This window comes from Trueperella pecoris (assembly GCF_014926385.1).
In the GTDB taxonomy this organism is placed as follows: Bacteria; Actinomycetota; Actinomycetes; order Actinomycetales; family Actinomycetaceae; genus Trueperella; species Trueperella pecoris.
On record NZ_CP053291.1, the window covers coordinates 953009 to 970873 of the forward strand.

Sequence of the window (17865 nt, forward strand, 5' to 3'; positions counted from 1 at the left end):
TAGCGGAAGGAAAAGCAATGTCGGTTTTGGATGACATCATCGCCGGTGTCCGCGCGGACCTCGCCTCGCGTCAGGCCCGGGTGAGCCTCGATGACCTCAAAGCGCGGGCCGCGAAGATGCACAGCCCGCTCAACGTGATCGATGTGCTTAAACCAGCCGACCATCGCCGCGTGCAGGTCATCGCCGAGGTTAAGCGAAGGTCGCCGTCGAAGGGCGGGCTGTCGCTGATTCCAGACCCGGCCGAACTCGCCGAGATATACGAGGCGGGCGGGGCCGCGGCCGTTTCTGTACTGACGAAAGGGCGGCGTTTCGGCGGCTCGCTGGCTGACCTTGACGCGGTTCGTGCCCGGGTGGACATTCCCGTCCTTCGCAAGGATTTCATCGTCACTCCCTACCAGATCTGGGAGGCTCGCGCGCATGGGGCGGACATGGTCCTCGTCATTGTCGCCGCGCTTTCAGACACGGTCCTGACATCGCTGATTGAGCGTGTGCACTCGCTGGGCATGACGGCCCTCGTCGAGGTACACAACCGCCACGATGCCTGGCGTGCGCTCGACGCCGGGGCTCGCGTGATCGGTGTCAACGCACGAAACCTCAAGACCCTTAAGGTCGATGCGCGCGTCTTTGACGACGTCGTCGCCATGCTTCCCGATTCGGTGGTCCGGGTTGCCGAATCGGCTGTGAAGTCCACTCAAGACATGCTCAATTACGCCCGCTCGGGGGCAGACGCGGTTCTCATGGGAGAGGTGCTCGTAACGAGTAGCAACCCGCTCCAGGTGGTCCGCGATATGGTTGCGGCGGGCCAGCACCCCTCCCTCGATTCCATGAAGGATGATCATGAGATTGGCTGATGCACAAGGACCATACTTCGACGAGTTCGGTGGGCGATTCATCCCCGAAGCTCTCATGACCGCATTGACTGATCTTGAGCAGGGCTGGATGAGGCTCAAGGATGATCCGGCGTTCATCGAGGAACTCGATCATCTGCACCGCACCTATTCGGGGCGCCCGTCCATCATCACCGAAGCACACCGTTTCGGTGAACAACACTGCGGCGGGGCGAGGATTATTCTCAAACGCGAAGATCTCAACCATACGGGGTCACACAAGGTCAACCACGTTCTCGGCCAGGCGCTCTTGACGCGCGCGCTGGGTAAGAAACGCATCATCGCAGAGACGGGTGCGGGCCAACACGGGGTAGCGACCGCCACTGCCGCGGCGCTGCTGGGCCTAGACTGCACGATTTACATGGGGGCGAAGGACGCCCAGCGTCGAGCCCTCAACGTCGCTCGCATGCGCCTGTTGGGTGCGCAGGTGGTCGCGGTCGATAGCGGTGCACGCACGCTCAAGGATGCAATCAACGAAGCGTTTCGGGATTGGGTGACGAACATTGATTCAACCAACTATCTTTTCGGCACCGCCGCCGGGCCCCACCCGTTCCCGACTCTCGTACGGGACCTGCAAAAGATCATCGGCGAGGAAGCCCGGGCGCAGATCCTCGACTTGACGGGGGAGTTGCCCGACGCCGTCGTGGCCTGCGTGGGAGGCGGCTCGAACGCGATCGGAATGTTCAACGCCTTTCTCGACGACCCGACCGTGCGCCTCATCGGAGCAGAAGCCGGCGGCGATGGATTCGAGACCGGTCGGCACGCCGCTTCGATCACGCAAGGCGAGGTGGGCGTGCTCCACGGGTCGAAGACGTACGTTCTCCAAAACGAGGAGGGCCAAACGCTCGATTCCACCTCGATCTCACCCGGCCTCGACTATCCGGGAGTCGGCCCGGAACACGCCTGGCTGGCACGCACCGGGCGGGCCGAATACTGGCCGATCGCGAACGCGCCGGCGATGGAGGCATTCCGTGCCCTTGCCCGGACGGAGGGCATCATCCCGGCCATTGAATCGGCCCATGCGTTGGCGGCCGCGATGCGACTGGGCCGCGAGGCGGGCGAACGCGGAGAAAAGATGACGATTGCCGTCTCGCTCTCGGGCCGCGGTGATAAGGACATGGAGACGGCGATGTCATACTTCAACCTTGCCTTGGGCGAGGAGGCGAAATGAATATTTTATCCGCGGACAAGATCGAACAGGCCCGGGCGAACAACCACGCGGCGTTCATCGCTTACCTCTCGGCGGGTTACCCCGACGTCGACTTCTCTATCGACGTGGCCAGGGCGGTCGTGGAGGCGGCCGCCGTCGTCATGTCCTACTACAATCCGGTATTCCGCTACGGCGTGGATAATTTTGCGCGCGACCTTGCCAACGCGGGCGGGGCCGGCCTGATCATTGCCGACATCGTCCCCGAAGAATGTGGCGAATGGATCGAAGCCTCGGATAACTACGGCCTCGAACGAATCTTCCTCGTGGCCCCGACGACGTCCGATGAGTGGCTCACGATCACGGCCAAGGCCACGCGCGGATTCGTCTACGCCGCCTCGCGGATGGGGGTCACGGGTATGCAAAAGGAGATCGCGCCCTCGACGGCCTCGCTCGTGGAACGAACTCGCGCTGCTGGGGTGCGCAACGTATGCGTGGGCATCGGCGTGTCGGACCGGGAACAGGCCTACGAGGTGGGCCAATACGCTGATGGCGTGATCGTGGGTTCGGCAATTATTCGTGGCCTGATCGATAATGAAGGGGACCGCGCGGGAAGCCTGCGTCAGGTGCGCAGTCTCACCACAGATATCGCCTCGGGCGCGCATTCTCCAAAGGAGCGTTCTTGATTACGTCAATCCCATCGCCGTCCATCAACGCCATACCGCTGGGTCCGTTGACGATCCATTTCTATGCGTTGTGCATCCTGACGGGCATCATCGTGGCCTGGAAGATCGCCGACCGCCGGTACACGCGCTGGGGCGGCCCGCGCGACGTCTCACTCGATGTCGCCGTATGGATGGTGCTGGTGGGTATCGTTGGCGCGCGCCTGTACCACGTCATCACCACTCCAGATCCGTATTGGGGGCCCAACGGCGATCCCTGGAAGGCGTTGCGCGTCTGGGAAGGCGGGCTCGGCATTTGGGGCGGCATCGCGGCCGGAGCGCTGGGGGGCTGGTATTCCCTGCACCGCCGCGGCCTGCGTTTTGCCCCGTTCGCCGACGCCGTCGCGCCGGGTGTGTTGATCGGTCAGGCTATCGGCCGCTTCGGAAACTACTTCAATCAGGAACTGTTCGGTGGCCCCACCACCCTTCCTTGGGGCCTTGAGATTGACGACGCCCACCTTCCCGCTGGGTATGCCTCCGGTACGCTTTTCCACCCGACCTTCCTCTATGAGGCGCTGTGGTGCGTGGCCATGGCGATCATCCTCGTGTGGTTGGAAAAGCGCCTGAAGCTGCGCGGCGGGCAGACGGCCGTCATATACGTGATCTTGTACGTTCTTGGCCGGGTATGGATTGAGAACATGCGAATCGACACCGCCCAAATGATTATGGGCTTGCGCCTCAACGTCTGGACGTCAATCATCGTCCTCGCCGGCGCCGTCGTCGTTCTTCTGGCGCTGACACTCTATCTGCGAAGCCACCTTCAGCTGGCCGACATCTATCTCGACGGCCGCCCACGCGGCGAGCAGATCGGCGACGGGCCGGGGCTCGATGGCGTGGCAGAGCGCAGCGACCCGGCGGTGGAGCCGCAGACAGAAGAGCCGGCGAGCGCCGTCGTCGTGATCAACCCATCAGAAAGTCAGTGACGTCGGGGTCGGCGCCATCATTTCATCAGGTAAGATAGAAACATGCGCAGAGCGAAGATTGTTTGTACCCTCGGTCCGGCCACTGACACCAAAGAGCGAATTGTCGAGCTCGTCAAGGCTGGCATGAATGTTGCCCGAATTAACGCCTCCCACGGCTCTCATGCCGAACACGAGCAGCGAATCGACATGGTTCGCGAGGCTGCGGAGGAGCTCGGTGAGGCTGTGGCTATTCTCGTCGATCTCCAGGGCCCCAAGATTCGTTTGGGAACCTTCGAATCGGGTCCCGTTCTCCTTGAGCAGGGTGATATTTTCACGATCACCACTGAGGACGTCCCCGGTGACAAGGATCTTGTCTCGACTACCTTTAAAGGGTTGCCAGGTGACTGCAAGCCCGGCGACCTCATCCTCATTGACGACGGAAAGGTGCAGGTACGCGTCGTTTCCGTCGAGGGTCCCGAGGTTAAGACCGAGGTTCTTATCGGTGGTACTGTTTCCAACAACAAGGGTGTGAACCTTCCCGGAGTGGCCGTCTCGGTGCCGGCGCTGTCGGAAAAAGACAAGATCGATCTCGAATGGGCGCTCAACTACGGCGCGGATATCTGCGCGCTTTCTTTCGTGCGTTCGGCCGAGGATGTCAAGGATGTTCACCAGATCATGGATATGGTCGGAAGGCGCATCCCCGTCATCGCCAAGATTGAAAAGCCCCAGGCGGTCACTGCCCTCGAAGAGATCGTCTCGGTCTTCGATGGCATCATGGTCGCCCGTGGTGACCTCGGCGTTGAGCTTCCGCTTCAGCAGGTGCCGATCGTCCAGAAGCGCGCCATCAGCATCGCTCGCCGAAATGCTAAGCCGGTCATCGTCGCGACCCAGGTGCTTGAGTCCATGATTACCTCTCCGACCCCGACCCGCGCTGAGACCTCGGACTGCGCGAACGCCATTCTCGACGGCGCGGATGCGGTTATGCTCTCTGGCGAGACGTCGGTGGGCAAGTACCCGATCGTCTGCGTCCAGACGATGGCATCTATCATCCAGTTCACGGAGGAGCACGGGCTCGAGTCGATCCCGAAGATCGGTAACCTCCACCGGACCCGTAACGGCGTAATCACACGTTCGGCTATGGACATCGGCGAGGCCCTTGGCGTGAAGTACCTGGCGGTCTTCACTGCCTCTGGACAGACGGCTCGTCGTATGGCCCGCCTGCGTGCTCGCATTCCGCTCCTCGTCTTTACCCCGTCCCGTGACATCCGTCAGCGCCTGGCGCTGACCTGGGGTGTACAGACGATCATCACACCCGAGGTCGAGGACACGGACCACATGGTTGAGCAGGTCGATCAGGCGTTGCGCGACCGCGGCTTCGCCGTCGATGGCGACCGCGTGGTGGTCGTCTCGGGTATGCCTCCGGGGAAGGTTGGATCGACGAACACGATTCGTGTTCACAAGATGGGCGAAACTTTTGCCTAGAGCTGTGATCTTTCTCCAGTTTCGGCTGAGATAATCACGCAGGACCTTCCTGTATGATCAGTTAGGTCTCACGCTCCTGTGGTGGAATTGGCAGACACACTGCACTCAAAATGCAGCGCTGAAAGGCGTGCGGGTTCGAGTCCCGCCGGGAGCACTTGGTTGGCGATGTTGCCCTAATGGCACACATGTCATCTTGCCAGTTTGTAAAATTAAGCATGTAGGAAACTTATTTCTCGCATGGAACCAAACAGCGATCGGAGGAAGACGTGAGTGATGCAGTCGCGGGCGCACGGGTAGAAAAGATCAACGATGATACTGATCCTGCAACCGTCAAGGCTCTCGTCGTCGAAGATGAGACGTTAATTCGTCTAGATATTGTCGAAACGCTTCAGGACGCGGGCTACACCGTTGTGGCTGAGGGCGCTTCGGGTGACGAAGCGATCGAGCTGGCCCAGGAGCACGATCCCGATCTCATCGTTATGGATGTGAAGATGCCGGGCATGGATGGGCTCACGGCCGCGGAGCGGATCCTCTCGGACCACCAGGTCGCCATCGTCATGTTGACCGCGTTTTCGCAGAAGGAGCTCGTCGAGCGTGCTCGTGACGCCGGCGCGATGGCTTATGTCGTCAAGCCCTTCACCCCGGAGCACCTGATTCCGGCTGTCGAAATCGCCCTGTCCCGTTCGCGTGAGATCGCCTCGCTCGAGAACGAGGTTTCCTCGTTGACCGAGAAGTTTGAGACGCGCAAGCGGGTTGATCAGGCGAAGGGTCTGCTCCAGGAGAAGATGGGGCTGACGGAGCCTGAGGCCTTCCGTTGGATTCAGAAGACCTCGATGGATCGCCGTCTGACGATGCGTGAGGTGGCGGACGCCGTCGTCGAGCAGGTTGGTGACAACTAACGCTTGACGAAGACGCAGGTCATTCGGCCTGCGGCTGTGGTTGTGCCGTGTTCGTCGGTCACGATGACCTGGCAGGTTGCTGACGAGCGCCCGAGGTGGACAAGCGTGGCTGTAGCTTGTGCCAGTCCGGTGGCGTTGGGGACAAAGTGAGAAACCGAGAGTTCGGTACCTACCGCGACCTTGCCGTCGGGGGCGTTGGCAAGGGCCAAGAGCGATCCTGCGTGCTCGATGAGTATCGCGTTGATGCCGCCGTGCACGACGCCGTATGGCTGGCGGGCGTGGTCGGTCGGCATGCTCACGGTGCAGCATTCTCTTGTGTTGGTCTCGACGCTGATGTTGAGCGTTTCGTCTAGAGTGGTCCACATATGGCAAAGAATACCAATCACGTTCGATTGCTCGGCGATGTGAGTGTCGGCGCTAGGCGCTAGGCTGGGGGAGTGAATAAAGAAACTCTCCTCGTCCTTGATGGTCATTCGCTGGCGTTCAGGTCCTTTTTCGCCTTGCCCGCAGATTCTTTCGTGACGGCTCAGGGCCAATACACGAACGCTGTCCACGGCTTTGTTTCGACGTTGCTCAAGCTCGTGGCCGATTACTCGCCCACGCACGTCGCCGTGGCATTCGATCTGCCGGGCGGCACGTTCCGCACCCGCGAATACGCCGATTACAAGGGCGGGCGTGCGGCTACGCCGGAGGAGTTTAAGGGGCAGATTTCTGTCATTCAGCAGGTGCTGGACGTCCTGGGCATCGCATGGGTGACGGTTGAGGATTTTGAGGCGGATGACATCGTGGCGACCCTCGCCACGCGCGCTGAGAGCCGGGGCATGAGGGTCTACGTTTCCTCGGGTGACAAGGATACCTATCAGCTCGTGGATGAGAACATCACGCTGCTTTATCCGATGCCTCGATCACAGATGGCGGTGCTTGACCCGGCGGCTATCGTCGCCAAGGCTGGTGTGGAGCCGGCGTTGTATTCGGATCTCGCGGCGCTGGTGGGTGAGGGCGCGGATAACATCCCGGGCGTACCGCTGTGGGGGCCGAAGACCGCCGCGAAGTGGCTGAATCACTATGGCGGGCTCGAGGCCCTGCTCGAGCACGCTGACGAGATTAAGGGCAAGGCGGGCGAGAATCTGCGTGCCAATATCGAGCTGGTGCGCCGCAACCGCCGGTTGAATAATCTCGTGCGTGATCTGCCGGTCGCTGAGGATTTCGATGCGCTGATCCCGCTCGGGGTGGATCGCGAGGCATTGCACGCGCTTTTTGACACCTTGGATTTCACGCGCATGCGCGAACGGGTCTTGAAGGAACTTCCGATGCGCTCGGGCTCAGACCAGGTTGAGGCACTCACCGAGGATCGTGAGATGGTTGCCATTGAGGCCGGCAGCGTGCCACTGGCGGACTTCGTCACTGAGCACAACGGACCATGGGGTGTGGACATCGAGGGCGATCGCAGGCCCGGCTACGGAGACGTGACGATGTTCGCGATCGCGAGTGCGGACGCGGTGTTTTATGGTGACCGCGCTGCGCTCGATGTCGCCGACGAGCGCGCACTGGTCGCCTTCCTCGAAAGCGAGGAGCACAAGAAGATCGGGCACGGAATGAAGGGCATCACCCACGCCTGGCACGGCGTCGGCATCGAGATGGTCGGGATCGCCTCGGATACCGAGATCGAGGCCTATCTCCTTCACCCTGATCAACGAAACTATGATCTTGACGATCTCGTTCAGCGATATCTCGCGCGGGATCTGCCACTTTCCGCAGGGGATCAGGACACGCTGGGAATCAGTGCTGATGGTGAACTAGTCACAACCCTTACCCCGCGGGCTGGAGTCTTGAAGGATCTGAGCGAGGCGTTCGAGGCGGCGCTCACGGACGTCGATCCGACGGGCGCGCTCATCGACCTGGAAATGGCCGTGTCGGGCATTCTTTTCGACATGGAGAATCTCGGAATCGCGGTTAACACCGAGCTACTCGACATCCTCTACCACGATTTCAACACGCGAGTTGAGGACGCGCTCGAGCGTGCCCACGCCGCCATCGGGGACACGTCGGTCAACCTTTCGAGCCCAAAGCAGCTACAAGAAGTTCTCTTTGACAGGCTCAAGCTTCCTAAGACGAAGAAGACGAAGTCGGGATACACCACGAATGCGGATGCTTTGGCTGAGCTCCTGGCCAAGATCGCCTTGCGCGAGGACGAATCGGCGCTTGCCGCCCAGCAGTTTTTGTCGGCGTTGCTCGATTATCGCGACGCGCTTAAGCTTCGCCAATCGGTGGAGGGTCTGCAACGCTCGGTGCAAGAGGACGGGCGAATTCACACGACGTATCAACAGACGGTGGCAGCCACCGGCCGGCTGTCCTCCACGGATCCCAACCTTCAAAACATCCATGCGCGCACGCAGGAGGGACAACAGATCCGGGAGATCTTCGTTCCGGGCGAGGGGTATGACTACCTCATGACGGCGGACTACTCGCAGATTGAGATGCGTCTCATGGCTCATCTATCGGGCGATCAGGCGCTCATTGATGCCTTCAACAAGGGTGCCGATCTGCACAACTTCGTGGCCGGGCGCGTGTTTGGCGTGTCCGAAGACGCCGTAACGGGCGAGCAACGCTCTAAGATCAAAGCGATGAGCTATGGGCTGGCGTACGGGCTGTCCTCCTATGGGCTTTCTCAGCAGCTTCACATCTCCGTGGGCGAGGCAGAACGCCTCATGCAGGATTACTTTGCACGCTTTGGGGGCGTGCGTGACTACCTGAAATCGGTTGTTGAACAGGCGCGCAAGGATGGCTACACGTCGACGATCATGGGCCGGCGTCGTTACCTTCCCGGTCTGACCAGTATGAACCGACAGCTTCGGGAGGCCGCCGAGCGTATGGCGCTCAATGCCCCGATCCAGGGATCAGCAGCTGACATCATCAAGTACGCCATGGTTCTGGTCAACGATGCGATCGCCTCCGCCGGCCTCGAGTCGCGCGTCCTTCTTCAGGTTCATGACGAACTTGTTCTGGAGGTCAAGGCGAGCGAAGCCGAACAGCTCGAGGCGCTCGTCCGCGAACAGATGGGGCGCGCTGCCGATCTGTCGGTGCCACTTTCGGTGGGCGTGGGCATTGGCAGGAACTGGCGCGAAGCCGCACACTGATCGGACGCGGTCAGCGAGCTCGGGTTGCGAAGATGATCGTTCCGGGGATTCGCGAAGAGCGCACGGGTCCCCACGCGCCCCAGACCGTCGTCCGGCCGGCTGGCCACGTGGGCTCGATCATTTCTTCGATCGTGAAGCCGAATTCGGCCAACGCGTTGACGTGATCTGCGAGCGTGTGGTGGAAGTTGACGTACTCGAGGTCACCCGATTCGGTGCGTTCGACGTAGGGCGTGCGATCCCAGTACGAGCGCTTGACGCGGAAGGAATTGGCGTCATCGGCAAACACCCACTTAAGGGGGTGTGAGGCGGAAAAGACCCAACGACCGCCCGGCGCGAGGACGCGGCGGACTTCTCGATGAAGCTCGGCGAGGTTCTCGATGAAGTCGATTGCTCCGAAGGAGGTGAAGACGACATCGAAGCTCTCGTTTTCGTAGGGCAGGCGCCGTGCGTCTGCCACGGCGAGCGGAAACGTAAGGTGAGCATCGGCGTTGAGGCGAGCCGCGGCCGCGATCATGCCCGGGGAGATGTCGCAGGCTGTGACGTCCAGGCCCAGGCCCGCGAGATAGCGAGAACATTGCGCGGCGCCAGAACCAATTTCGAGAATCCTTAAGCCTTGGAGGCAGGACGGGGATCCGAGTACCTGTGCTTCTTCCTCGCGTAGCCCCTCGGGGCCCCACACGAAGTCGGCCTCTCCCAGAACCTCGCCATGCTCAGCCAGATACTCATCTGAATTCTCCGTCCACCACTGGGCGTTGGCGGCTCCATCGTCGTCGTGGGGCTGTAGCGGCATGAAACCGGCACTCATGTCTGACCTTCTTATGTGTGCTATCCGGCAGAATCGCGGGGTTTGGCGCTTGAATCAAATGCGCTTATGCCCGTAAACTTGGCTGTTGGCGCCAACTGGAGCCATGACCATTGTCCATACTAGTAATTTATCCGGAGTCACCAACTCTATGACAAACAACAATAAGACCTTCACGGAGGTCGCAATCAACGACATCGGCACCGAAGAAGAGCTCATCGCCGCTGTCGACGAAACCATCAAGTACTTCAACGACGGTGACATCGTTGAAGGCACCGTAGTCAAGGTCGACCGCGACGAAGTCCTGCTCGATATCGGCTACAAGACCGAGGGTGTTATCCCCTCCAAGGAACTTTCCATCAAGCACGACATCGATCCCGATGATGTTGTCGAAGTTGGTGACCAGATCGAGGCTCTCGTTCTCCAGAAGGAGGACAAGGAGGGTCGTCTTCTCCTGTCGAAGAAGCGTGCACAGTACGAGCGCGCCTGGGACAAGATCGAAGAAGTCAAGGAAGCAGACGGCGTCGTTACCGGTACCGTCATCGAGGTCGTCAAGGGCGGCCTGATCCTCGACATCGGCCTGCGCGGCTTCCTGCCGGCGTCGCTCGTCGAAATGCGTCGCGTGCGCGATCTCCAGCCCTACATTGGCCGCGAGATCCAGGCCAAGATCATTGAGCTGGACAAGAACCGCAACAACGTTGTTCTTTCCCGCCGTGCATGGCTCGAGCAGTCGCAGTCCGAGATCCGCGCCCACTTCCTCGACACCCTCCAGAAGGGCCAGGTTCGTGAAGGCGTCGTCTCTTCGATCGTCAACTTCGGTGCGTTCGTTGACCTCGGTGGCGTTGACGGGCTCGTGCACGTCTCCGAGCTGTCTTGGAAGCACATCGACCACCCGTCCGAGGTTGTCGAAGTGGGTACCCCGGTCACGGTCGAGGTTCTCGACGTCGACATGGATCGCGAGCGCGTATCCCTCTCGCTGAAGGCCACCCAGGAAGATCCGTGGCAGACCTTCGCCCGCACTCACCGCATCGGCCAGGTTGTGCCGGGTCGCGTGACCAAGCTCGTTCCGTTCGGCGCGTTTGTCCGCGTCGAGGACGGCATCGAGGGTCTCGTCCACATCTCCGAGCTCGCCCAGCGCCACATCGATCTTCCGGAGCAGGTTGCCAAGGTGGGCGACGAGGTCTTCGTCAAGGTCATCGACATCGATCTCGAGCGTCGTCGGATCTCCCTCTCGCTCAAGCAGGCCAATGAGGGCGTGGATCCGCACTCGGAGGACTTCGATCCGTCGCTGTACGGCATGACCGCCGAATACGACGACGAGGGCAACTACAAGTACCCGGAGGGCTTCGACCCCGAGGCGAACGAGTGGCTTGAGGGCTTCGAGGAGAACCAGGCTGCGTGGGAGGCCGAGTACGCGAAGGCCGAGGAGCGCTGGACCGCACACAAGAAGCAGGTTTTGGCTCACATGGAGGCAGACGCCGAGGCCGCCGCAGCGGGCGATACTTCCGCTCCGGCCGAACCGGCACCGGCTTCCTACTCGTCGGGCAACGACGCCGCCGGCACGCTTGCGTCCGACGAGGCACTTGCCGCCCTTCGTGAGAAGCTCACTGGCAACTAATCGCTTGCTGTGCGCGTCGACCGACGCGCACGGTGAGTAACTCTGGCGTTCGCCCCGCTCCCTATAGGTGAGTGGGGCGAACGTCGTTATTGGTGGAGCCGCGTGGCTACGTCAAGAATGACAAATTCGATGTGAGAGTTTCTCATTTTCCGTACCTATGGCGAGGGCAGGACAGGAGATGCCGGCAGTCAAGTGGTCATGAGTGGGGCCAGACCCATAGGGTGGGTACGTGCGTATCTTGTTAACGGCCTTTGGCCCTTTCGGTTCCCATTCCTACAATCCGACTGAGCATGTTGCTCGGCTTGTGGAGGAGCGGTGGTCCCACCCGACCCAGCTTTCGGTGGAGATTTTACCCGTCGAATACGCCACCGCACGGGAGCGCGTTTTTGCTTTGGGCCCTTTCGACGTCCACCTCGCCCTCGGGCTCGCCGCCGACCGGGACGTGCCCACGTTGGAGCGCTTTGCGATGAACCGGCAAGAGGCTGCGGCACCCGACAACGCTGGGTACGTGGCGGCGGGGGAGAGTATCGACGAGTCAGCGCCGCTTGCCTTCGAGACGACGCTGCCTTTCCGCCGCCTGATCGAGCACGCCAATGCCTCGGGCTACCGCGTGAGGGAATCTCGTACAGCAGGGCTGTATGTGTGCAACACTGTCATGTTCAGTGCCATCCAGACGTCACAGTGCGCCGGCTTTCTCCACCTTCCACCGGCGGAGGCTTTCTCTGTAGAAGATGGCGCCGGGCTCGTTGAGTTCCTGCTGACAGAGATGGTCGACCGCCTATGCTGACCATCGCGCTGACGGGAGGGATCGGCTCGGGCAAGTCGCATGTGGCCGCGATCTGGGCCGGTCTTGGTGCCCACGTCGTCGACGCCGATCGGACGGCTCGCACCGTGCTCGGCCCGGGTGGGAGCGCGCTTGAGCAGGTCAAGCAGCGGTGGGGCGACGGCGTCGTCAAAGCCGATGGGACGCTCGACCGCGAGGCGCTTTCGGCTATCGTTTTTGACAATCCCCGCGAGAGGGAAGCGCTAGATGTCATCACGCACCCAGCGATTTGGGACGCGGTCAAGGGCAAAATCGACGCGGCTCTTAGCGAGGATCCTGCCGCCGTCATCGTCTACGACGTTCCACTGCTCTTCGGTTATGGACGCGAGTTCGAGATGATGGCGAACGTGTCGATCGTGGCTGACGAGGAGATTCGGATCGAGCGCTTAACGCGCAGTCGGGGGATGAGCAGGCAGGCTGCGCGGGCACGCATTGATTCGCAAGCTACCGACGCGGAACGCGGGCGTATCTGCGACCTCGTGATATCCAACGACGCCGATCGGGCCGATGTTCGCGCCGCTGCCGAGACTGCGTGGCATGAGTGGATTGTCCCATTTAATGACGCCTTGATGAACAAGGCGTGGAAGGCGGGCACACTTTCCCATGCGGCGCTACGCGTCAATGACGACGTTGGCGTGCACCTGGAGCGATTGCGCTACCGCGGCCTGCACGCCGAGCATAGAGTCGGCGGGTTGATAGTTGATGGGCCGGAAGAGAGCCTTTTGACCGCTGGATGGTTCGAAGAGGGCGGCCGGTGGCGGCTCGCCAACCCGGCGCTAGATATGACGGCGCAGCGGCGAGATTCCCTGTCGGCATAGTCTTTGCAGAAATGTCGGAGGGAGGAACTAGCCTTTAAGCATGCGACCTATCAGTGACATCATTCGCCAAGAAGCGCCCTTCGAGGTTATCTCCGAGTATTCGCCCTCGGGCGATCAGCCGCAGGCTATTGCGGAACTGGCCGAGCGGATCAATAACGGCGAATCGGACATCGTGCTCCTCGGTGCCACCGGTACGGGAAAATCAGCCACCACCGCCTGGCTTATCGAACAGATCCAGCGGCCCACGCTCATCTTGGAACCGAACAAGACCTTGGCGGCGCAGATGGCCGCAGAGTTTCGTGAGTTGCTACCGAACAACGCGGTCGAATACTTTGTCTCCTACTACGACTACTACCAGCCGGAAGCCTACGTTCCGCAGTCGGATACCTTCATTGAGAAGGATTCCTCCATTAATGACGAGGTGGAGAGGCTTCGTCACTCCGCCACGAACTCGCTGCTGACGCGGAGGGACGTGGTGGTGGTCGCCTCGGTGTCGTGTATTTATGGCTTGGGCACGCCGCAGGAGTACGTCGATCGCATGGTGCAAGTGCGAGTGGGGGATCGCCTAGAACGCGATCAGCTCCTGAAAAAATTCGTCACGATGCAGTACACGCGAAACGATATGGCCTTCACACGCGGCACGTTTCGGGTGCGTGGGGACACGGTGGAGATTATCCCCGTCTACGAGGAACTGGCGGTACGCATTGAGTTTTTCGGCGACGAGATCGACTCAATTTCACTCCTTCATCCGCTGACGGGCAAGGTCATCCGTGAATCGGATCACGCCCACATTTTCCCCGCCTCCCACTACGTGGCGGGTCCGGAGCGCATGGAGCGCGCGATGGCGTCGATCAAGGTTGAACTCGACGAGCGCCTCGAGGAGCTACGGGAACAGAACAAGCTCCTGGAGGCCCAGCGCCTCGAGATGCGTACGACCTTCGATCTCGAAATGATGCGGAACCTGGGCTCGTGTGCGGGCATTGAGAACTATTCACGCCACATTGATGGGCGTGGGCCGGGCACCGCGCCTAACACACTCTTGGACTACTTCCCAGATGATTTTGTGCTGGTCATTGACGAATCCCACGTCACCGTTCCGCAGATCGGCGCGATGTACGAAGGAGACATGTCGAGAAAGCGCACCCTCGTCGAATATGGCTTCCGCCTACCTTCAGCGATGGACAACCGCCCGCTGAAGTGGGACGAGTTCCTTGAACGCATTGGGCAGACGGTGTACCTGTCGGCAACGCCGGGCAAGTATGAGCTGGAGAAGTCCGATGGGTGGGTTGAACAGATTATTCGCCCCACTGGCCTTGTCGATCCCGAGGTGATCGTCAAGCCAACCAAGGGCCAGATTGACGACCTGCTCGAAGAAGTACGCCTGCGCACGGAGCGTGACGAGCGTGTCCTCGTGACCACACTGACGAAGAAAATGGCTGAGGACCTCACTGACTATCTTGCCGAACGCGGTGTTAAGGTCGAATACCTGCATTCCGACGTCGACACGCTGCGACGCGTCGAACTCTTACGCGAGCTGCGGATGGGCAAGTTTGACGTGCTGGTGGGCATCAACCTCCTTCGCGAGGGCCTGGACCTTCCCGAAGTCTCGCTCGTTGCCATTCTCGACGCCGATAAGCAGGGCTTCTTGCGCTCCACGACGTCCCTCATTCAGACAATCGGGCGAGCCGCGCGAAATGTGTCCGGCCAGGTGCACATGTACGCCGACTCGGTCACGCCAAATATGCGCGAGGCGATTGACGAGACCAATCGTCGTCGTGAAAAGCAGATCGCATACAACACAGAGCACGGGATCGATCCGCAGCCGCTTCGTAAGAAGATCTCGGACGTGACGGACATGCTCGCGCGCGAAGACATCGACACGGAGGCACTGCTGGAGGGCGGCTACCGCCACGAGAGCTCCATCGCGGAGCGCCTGCCGCAAGACGGCCGAGAGATCCGCCAACTGCTCGAGGACCTAACCGAACAGATGCATGTTGCGGCAGAGCAGTTGCAGTTCGAACTGGCCGCCCGGCTGAGAGACGAGATTTTGGACGTGAAGAAGGAGCTACGCCAGATCGAGAACGCATGATGTAGCCCATTGCACGGGCGGGAGGGAAGGAATAAAACCGCCCGTACACTAAAATTAATATCAGCGGAGGGGAGTACTCCCACTCAATATCGACTCGTCAGTACGGCGTTAGCCCGGGTCGTGGCCTGGTTCAGGCGGGAAGAGACCTCCGGTACTTGTTCGTCGTACCGGAAAGGCACATACCTTGTCCACTCTTGGAATTTATACAGCTCCCGTTGGGTCAGTGATGCACGTTGACCCCTGGGAGTGGATACTGCTAGGCGCCATCGTCGTCGGTCTTATTGCTGTGGACCTCGTGGGCCACGTACGAAACGCTCATGAACCTACACTCGGGGAGGCAGCACGATGGACCACATTCTACGTGTCGCTTGCCATCGTGTTCGGGGTCCTGACCTATGTTCGCCACGGGGGCCAATTCGCCACCGAGTATTTTGCGGGCTACCTAACCGAATATTCATTGTCGCTGGACAACATCTTCGTCTTCATCATCATCATCGCGGCCTTCCGAGTTCCACGGATCTACCAGCAGAAGGTGCTCCTCTATGGAATTGTGATCGCGCTAATCTTGCGCCTGATCTTCATCCTCATTGGCGCCAAGCTCATCGAGCAGTTTATCGCGGTGTTCTTTGTATTCGGAGCCTGGATGCTCTACACCGCGGTAAAGCAGGTCATCGACGGCATCCAAGAGGGACGTAAACGCAAGACGAACGAGCTTGACGACGACGAATACTCGCCGACCTTCGTCACCCGCCTCATCTCTCGCGTCGCCAACGTCACCGATGGGTACGTGGGAGACCGCCTGGTCCTGCGCCGTCAGGGTAAGACCTGGATCACGCCGCTAATGCTGTGCATCGTCTCCATCGGCACGATCGACCTGATGTTCGCCCTCGATTCGATTCCGGCGATCTTTGGCCTGACGAAGGAGCCTTTCATTGTCTTCGCTGCGAACGCGTTTGCCCTGTTGGGCTTGCGTCAGCTGTTCTTTCTCGTCGACGGCCTGCTCGAGCGTCTGATCTACCTCCACTATGGGTTGGCCGTCATCCTCGGCTTCATCGCGCTCAAGCTCCTTGTCCACGCCTTCCATGGCTACGACATGCTCATGTTCATCCCCGAACCCTCGATCGGCGTCTCTGTCGGGGTGATTCTCGGTACGATCCTCATCACGGTCGCCGCATCGGTTTATGGCTCGCGCAAGTATGAGAATTTGAAAACGCCTGCGGACCGTGTGGCGAAGATCGAACCCCTCGAGGAACACAAGCCGAGTATCGGCGACTAGTCGGCGAGTCTGCGCGCGATAACTGCGCAGGCCATCAGCTGAACCTGATGGAAAATAATGACGGGCACGGCCACGGCCCCAACGATTGTAGGATCGAAGAGCGCTTTCGCCATTGGTAGCCCCGTGGCGAGCGACTTCTTCGACCCGCACATGAGTAGCACGATTCGCTGAGCGCGGGCAAACCCCAGGCGCCCGCTGGCATGCCAGGTCAGTGACAACATGATGGCGAGGAAGATCATCAGCACGACGAGCAGAAGGATGAAACTCCCAAGCGTCACCGAGCTCCACGCGCCCTCGCTTGTGGCCTTCTCGACGGCAACGAAGACCACCAAGATGATGGCAGCATTGTCTGTGTACTTGGTGATGGCTCGATGTGCCCTGACCCAGTTCTCGACCACGGGTTGCAACAATTGCCCGACGACGAACGGCAACAGCAATTTGAGAAGCACCGATTGAACGCCGCCGGTGTGGGCGTCGTCGAGATTCATGAAGGCCAGCACGAGGGCAGGGGTGATGAACATGCCCACGATGTTGGAGATCGTGGCGGAGCAGACCGCGGCTGCGACGTCTCCGCGTGCGATCGAGACGAATGTGACCGAGGACTGAACCGTGGAAGGCAGCAGGCTCAGGTAGAGGAGACCGGTGGCGAAGGCAGAGCCAATCAGCGGGCCCGCTGACCAGTAGAAAAAGAGGCCGAGGAGCGGAAAGATGACGTACGTGGCCGCCAGAACCGAGGCTTGCAAACTGATGTTGCGCAGGCCATCGAGTACGTCGCTTGTACGCAGGCGCATTCCATAGACGAGGAAGACCATGCCCACGCCGATGTCGGCGATTCTCGAGAGAGTCTCTAGTCGGCCCGGCTGCACGGGCACCGTGAGTCCCAAGATGAGGGCCAGGACGATGCCCGTGAGCAGGAAGTCCGGCCGAAACCGCCTCATCCTATGCCCAGGGGCCGTAGACGGCAGTCCATTGAAGCGCCTCGCGTGAATCAATGAGCGACTCGGTGTTCATGGGATCGCCTTCGAGGATGCCAAGGGCGGCGACGGCGTCGTCAGCCCTGATGATGATGAGCGCCTGGCCGCCTTCGAGCGGACCCGAGGCAAGGAGGACTCCTTCGTCCAGGAGGGTCTTGAGGAAGACGCGGTGGGCCGGGCGAACCTCGGCTTGGCGCTCGGTTTCGTGATTGTAGGTGTATCGAACTGCGTAAATAGCCATGAGCCCATTCTAGTTCATCGGCCTGTGGCTGAAACGTCAAACAAGCGT

16 protein-coding genes and 1 tRNA gene are annotated in these 17865 nt (G+C 60.5%); 13 read left to right on the forward strand and 4 right to left on the reverse strand.

The annotated features are described in order from the left end of the window. The first annotated feature begins 17 nt into the window (after positions 1–17). The 7 genes from trpC to HLG82_RS04620 all read left to right on the forward strand — a co-directional run bounded on the left by trpC (position 18) and on the right by HLG82_RS04620 (position 6039). On the forward strand, positions 18–851 hold the full coding sequence (gene trpC, locus HLG82_RS04590; RefSeq protein ID WP_193327520.1) for an indole-3-glycerol phosphate synthase TrpC: 834 nt from the start codon (positions 18–20) through the stop codon (positions 849–851). Further along, positions 838–2058, forward strand: a complete 1221-nt coding sequence (trpB, locus tag HLG82_RS04595) for a tryptophan synthase subunit beta (RefSeq protein WP_193327521.1) — start codon at positions 838–840, stop codon at positions 2056–2058. The genes trpC and trpB overlap by 14 nt, the downstream gene beginning before the upstream one ends. Continuing rightward, the gene (gene trpA, locus HLG82_RS04600; protein WP_193327522.1) at positions 2055–2720 is read left to right on the forward strand and encodes a tryptophan synthase subunit alpha; all 666 of its coding nucleotides are present in this window, start codon (positions 2055–2057) and stop codon (positions 2718–2720) included. The genes trpB and trpA overlap by 4 nt, the downstream gene beginning before the upstream one ends. Then, positions 2717–3679: a prolipoprotein diacylglyceryl transferase gene (gene lgt / locus HLG82_RS04605; protein WP_193327523.1), complete on the forward strand. Its 963-nt coding sequence runs from the start codon at positions 2717–2719 to the stop codon at positions 3677–3679. Before trpA ends, lgt begins: the two co-directional genes overlap by 4 nt. A gap of 42 nt (positions 3680–3721) precedes the next feature. Then, positions 3722–5140 (forward strand): pyruvate kinase, encoded by a 1419-nt coding sequence (gene pyk / locus HLG82_RS04610; protein WP_193327524.1) that lies wholly within the window; start codon positions 3722–3724, stop codon positions 5138–5140. Between the two features lie 72 nt (positions 5141–5212). Continuing rightward, positions 5213–5294: transfer RNA gene (locus tag HLG82_RS04615), tRNA-Leu, on the forward strand. Positions 5295–5442: 148 nt separating this feature from the next. Beyond that, positions 5443–6039 carry an ANTAR domain-containing response regulator gene (locus tag HLG82_RS04620; protein ID WP_246462447.1) on the forward strand — a complete coding sequence of 199 codons (597 nt, stop codon included), beginning with the start codon at positions 5443–5445 and terminating at the stop codon, positions 6037–6039. Here the strand turns inward: HLG82_RS04620 and HLG82_RS04625 are convergent. Then, positions 6036–6404, reverse strand: a complete 369-nt coding sequence (locus tag HLG82_RS04625; RefSeq protein WP_193327526.1) for a hotdog fold thioesterase — start codon at positions 6402–6404, stop codon at positions 6036–6038. The two genes, HLG82_RS04620 and HLG82_RS04625, sit on opposite strands and share 4 nt — an antisense overlap. A gap of 72 nt (positions 6405–6476) precedes the next feature. On the opposite strand from HLG82_RS04625, the gene polA reads away from it, so the two are divergent. Beyond that, the gene (gene polA, locus HLG82_RS04630; protein ID WP_193327527.1) at positions 6477–9176 is read left to right on the forward strand and encodes a DNA polymerase I; all 2700 of its coding nucleotides are present in this window, start codon (positions 6477–6479) and stop codon (positions 9174–9176) included. Between the two features lie 10 nt (positions 9177–9186). On the opposite strand, the gene HLG82_RS04635 is transcribed toward polA, so the two are convergent. Continuing rightward, entirely contained in the window at positions 9187–9981 is a 795-nt protein-coding gene (locus HLG82_RS04635) for a class I SAM-dependent methyltransferase (RefSeq protein ID WP_193327528.1), read from the reverse strand. 148 nt (positions 9982–10129) lie between these two features. On the opposite strand from HLG82_RS04635, the gene rpsA reads away from it, so the two are divergent. From rpsA to HLG82_RS04660, 5 genes are all read left to right on the forward strand, one after another. Then, a complete protein-coding gene (gene rpsA, locus HLG82_RS04640) occupies positions 10130–11596 on the forward strand; it encodes a 30S ribosomal protein S1 (protein ID WP_193327529.1) in 1467 nt (488 codons plus the stop codon). Between the two features lie 229 nt (positions 11597–11825). After that, positions 11826–12383 (forward strand): pyroglutamyl-peptidase I, encoded by a 558-nt coding sequence (locus tag HLG82_RS04645; RefSeq protein ID WP_193327530.1) that lies wholly within the window; start codon positions 11826–11828, stop codon positions 12381–12383. Then, positions 12377–13237 carry a dephospho-CoA kinase gene (coaE, locus tag HLG82_RS04650; protein ID WP_193327531.1) on the forward strand — a complete coding sequence of 287 codons (861 nt, stop codon included), beginning with the start codon at positions 12377–12379 and terminating at the stop codon, positions 13235–13237. Before HLG82_RS04645 ends, coaE begins: the two co-directional genes overlap by 7 nt. Positions 13238–13277: 40 nt before the next feature. Beyond that, on the forward strand, positions 13278–15326 hold the full coding sequence (gene uvrB / locus HLG82_RS04655) for an excinuclease ABC subunit UvrB (RefSeq protein ID WP_193327532.1): 2049 nt from the start codon (positions 13278–13280) through the stop codon (positions 15324–15326). Between the two features lie 226 nt (positions 15327–15552). Continuing rightward, positions 15553–16602 (forward strand): TerC/Alx family metal homeostasis membrane protein, encoded by a 1050-nt coding sequence (locus tag HLG82_RS04660; protein WP_193327723.1) that lies wholly within the window; start codon positions 15553–15555, stop codon positions 16600–16602. On the opposite strand, the gene HLG82_RS04665 is transcribed toward HLG82_RS04660, so the two are convergent. Both HLG82_RS04665 and HLG82_RS04670 read right to left on the reverse strand, forming a co-directional pair. Further along, positions 16599–17540: a bile acid:sodium symporter family protein gene (locus HLG82_RS04665; protein ID WP_193327533.1), complete on the reverse strand. Its 942-nt coding sequence runs from the start codon at positions 17538–17540 to the stop codon at positions 16599–16601. The genes HLG82_RS04660 and HLG82_RS04665 overlap by 4 nt on opposite strands. 1 nt (position 17541) lies before the next feature. Then, entirely contained in the window at positions 17542–17817 is a 276-nt protein-coding gene (locus HLG82_RS04670) for a YciI family protein (protein WP_193327534.1), read from the reverse strand. Between the last annotated feature and the right edge of the window lie 48 nt (positions 17818–17865).

Excerpts from the sequence above, each read along its gene's own strand:
- HLG82_RS04665 (WP_193327533.1), bottom strand. The coding sequence starts at position 17,540 with ATGAGGCGGTTTCGGCCGGACTTCCTGCTCACGGGCATCGTCCTGGCC.
- pyk (WP_193327524.1), top strand. The coding sequence starts at position 3,722 with ATGCGCAGAGCGAAGATTGTTTGTACCCTCGGTCCGGCCACTGACACC.
- coaE (WP_193327531.1), top strand. The coding sequence starts at position 12,377 with ATGCTGACCATCGCGCTGACGGGAGGGATCGGCTCGGGCAAGTCGCAT.
- trpA (WP_193327522.1), top strand. The coding sequence starts at position 2,055 with ATGAATATTTTATCCGCGGACAAGATCGAACAGGCCCGGGCGAACAAC.
- trpB (WP_193327521.1), top strand. The coding sequence starts at position 838 with ATGAGATTGGCTGATGCACAAGGACCATACTTCGACGAGTTCGGTGGG.
- trpC (WP_193327520.1), top strand. The coding sequence starts at position 18 with ATGTCGGTTTTGGATGACATCATCGCCGGTGTCCGCGCGGACCTCGCC.
- HLG82_RS04670 (WP_193327534.1), bottom strand. The coding sequence starts at position 17,817 with ATGGCTATTTACGCAGTTCGATACACCTACAATCACGAAACCGAGCGC.
- HLG82_RS04635 (WP_193327528.1), bottom strand. The coding sequence starts at position 9,981 with ATGAGTGCCGGTTTCATGCCGCTACAGCCCCACGACGACGATGGAGCC.
- uvrB (WP_193327532.1), top strand. The coding sequence starts at position 13,278 with ATGCGACCTATCAGTGACATCATTCGCCAAGAAGCGCCCTTCGAGGTT.
- HLG82_RS04660 (WP_193327723.1), top strand. The coding sequence starts at position 15,553 with ATGCACGTTGACCCCTGGGAGTGGATACTGCTAGGCGCCATCGTCGTC.
- HLG82_RS04625 (WP_193327526.1), bottom strand. The coding sequence starts at position 6,404 with ATGTGGACCACTCTAGACGAAACGCTCAACATCAGCGTCGAGACCAAC.
- rpsA (WP_193327529.1), top strand. The coding sequence starts at position 10,130 with ATGACAAACAACAATAAGACCTTCACGGAGGTCGCAATCAACGACATC.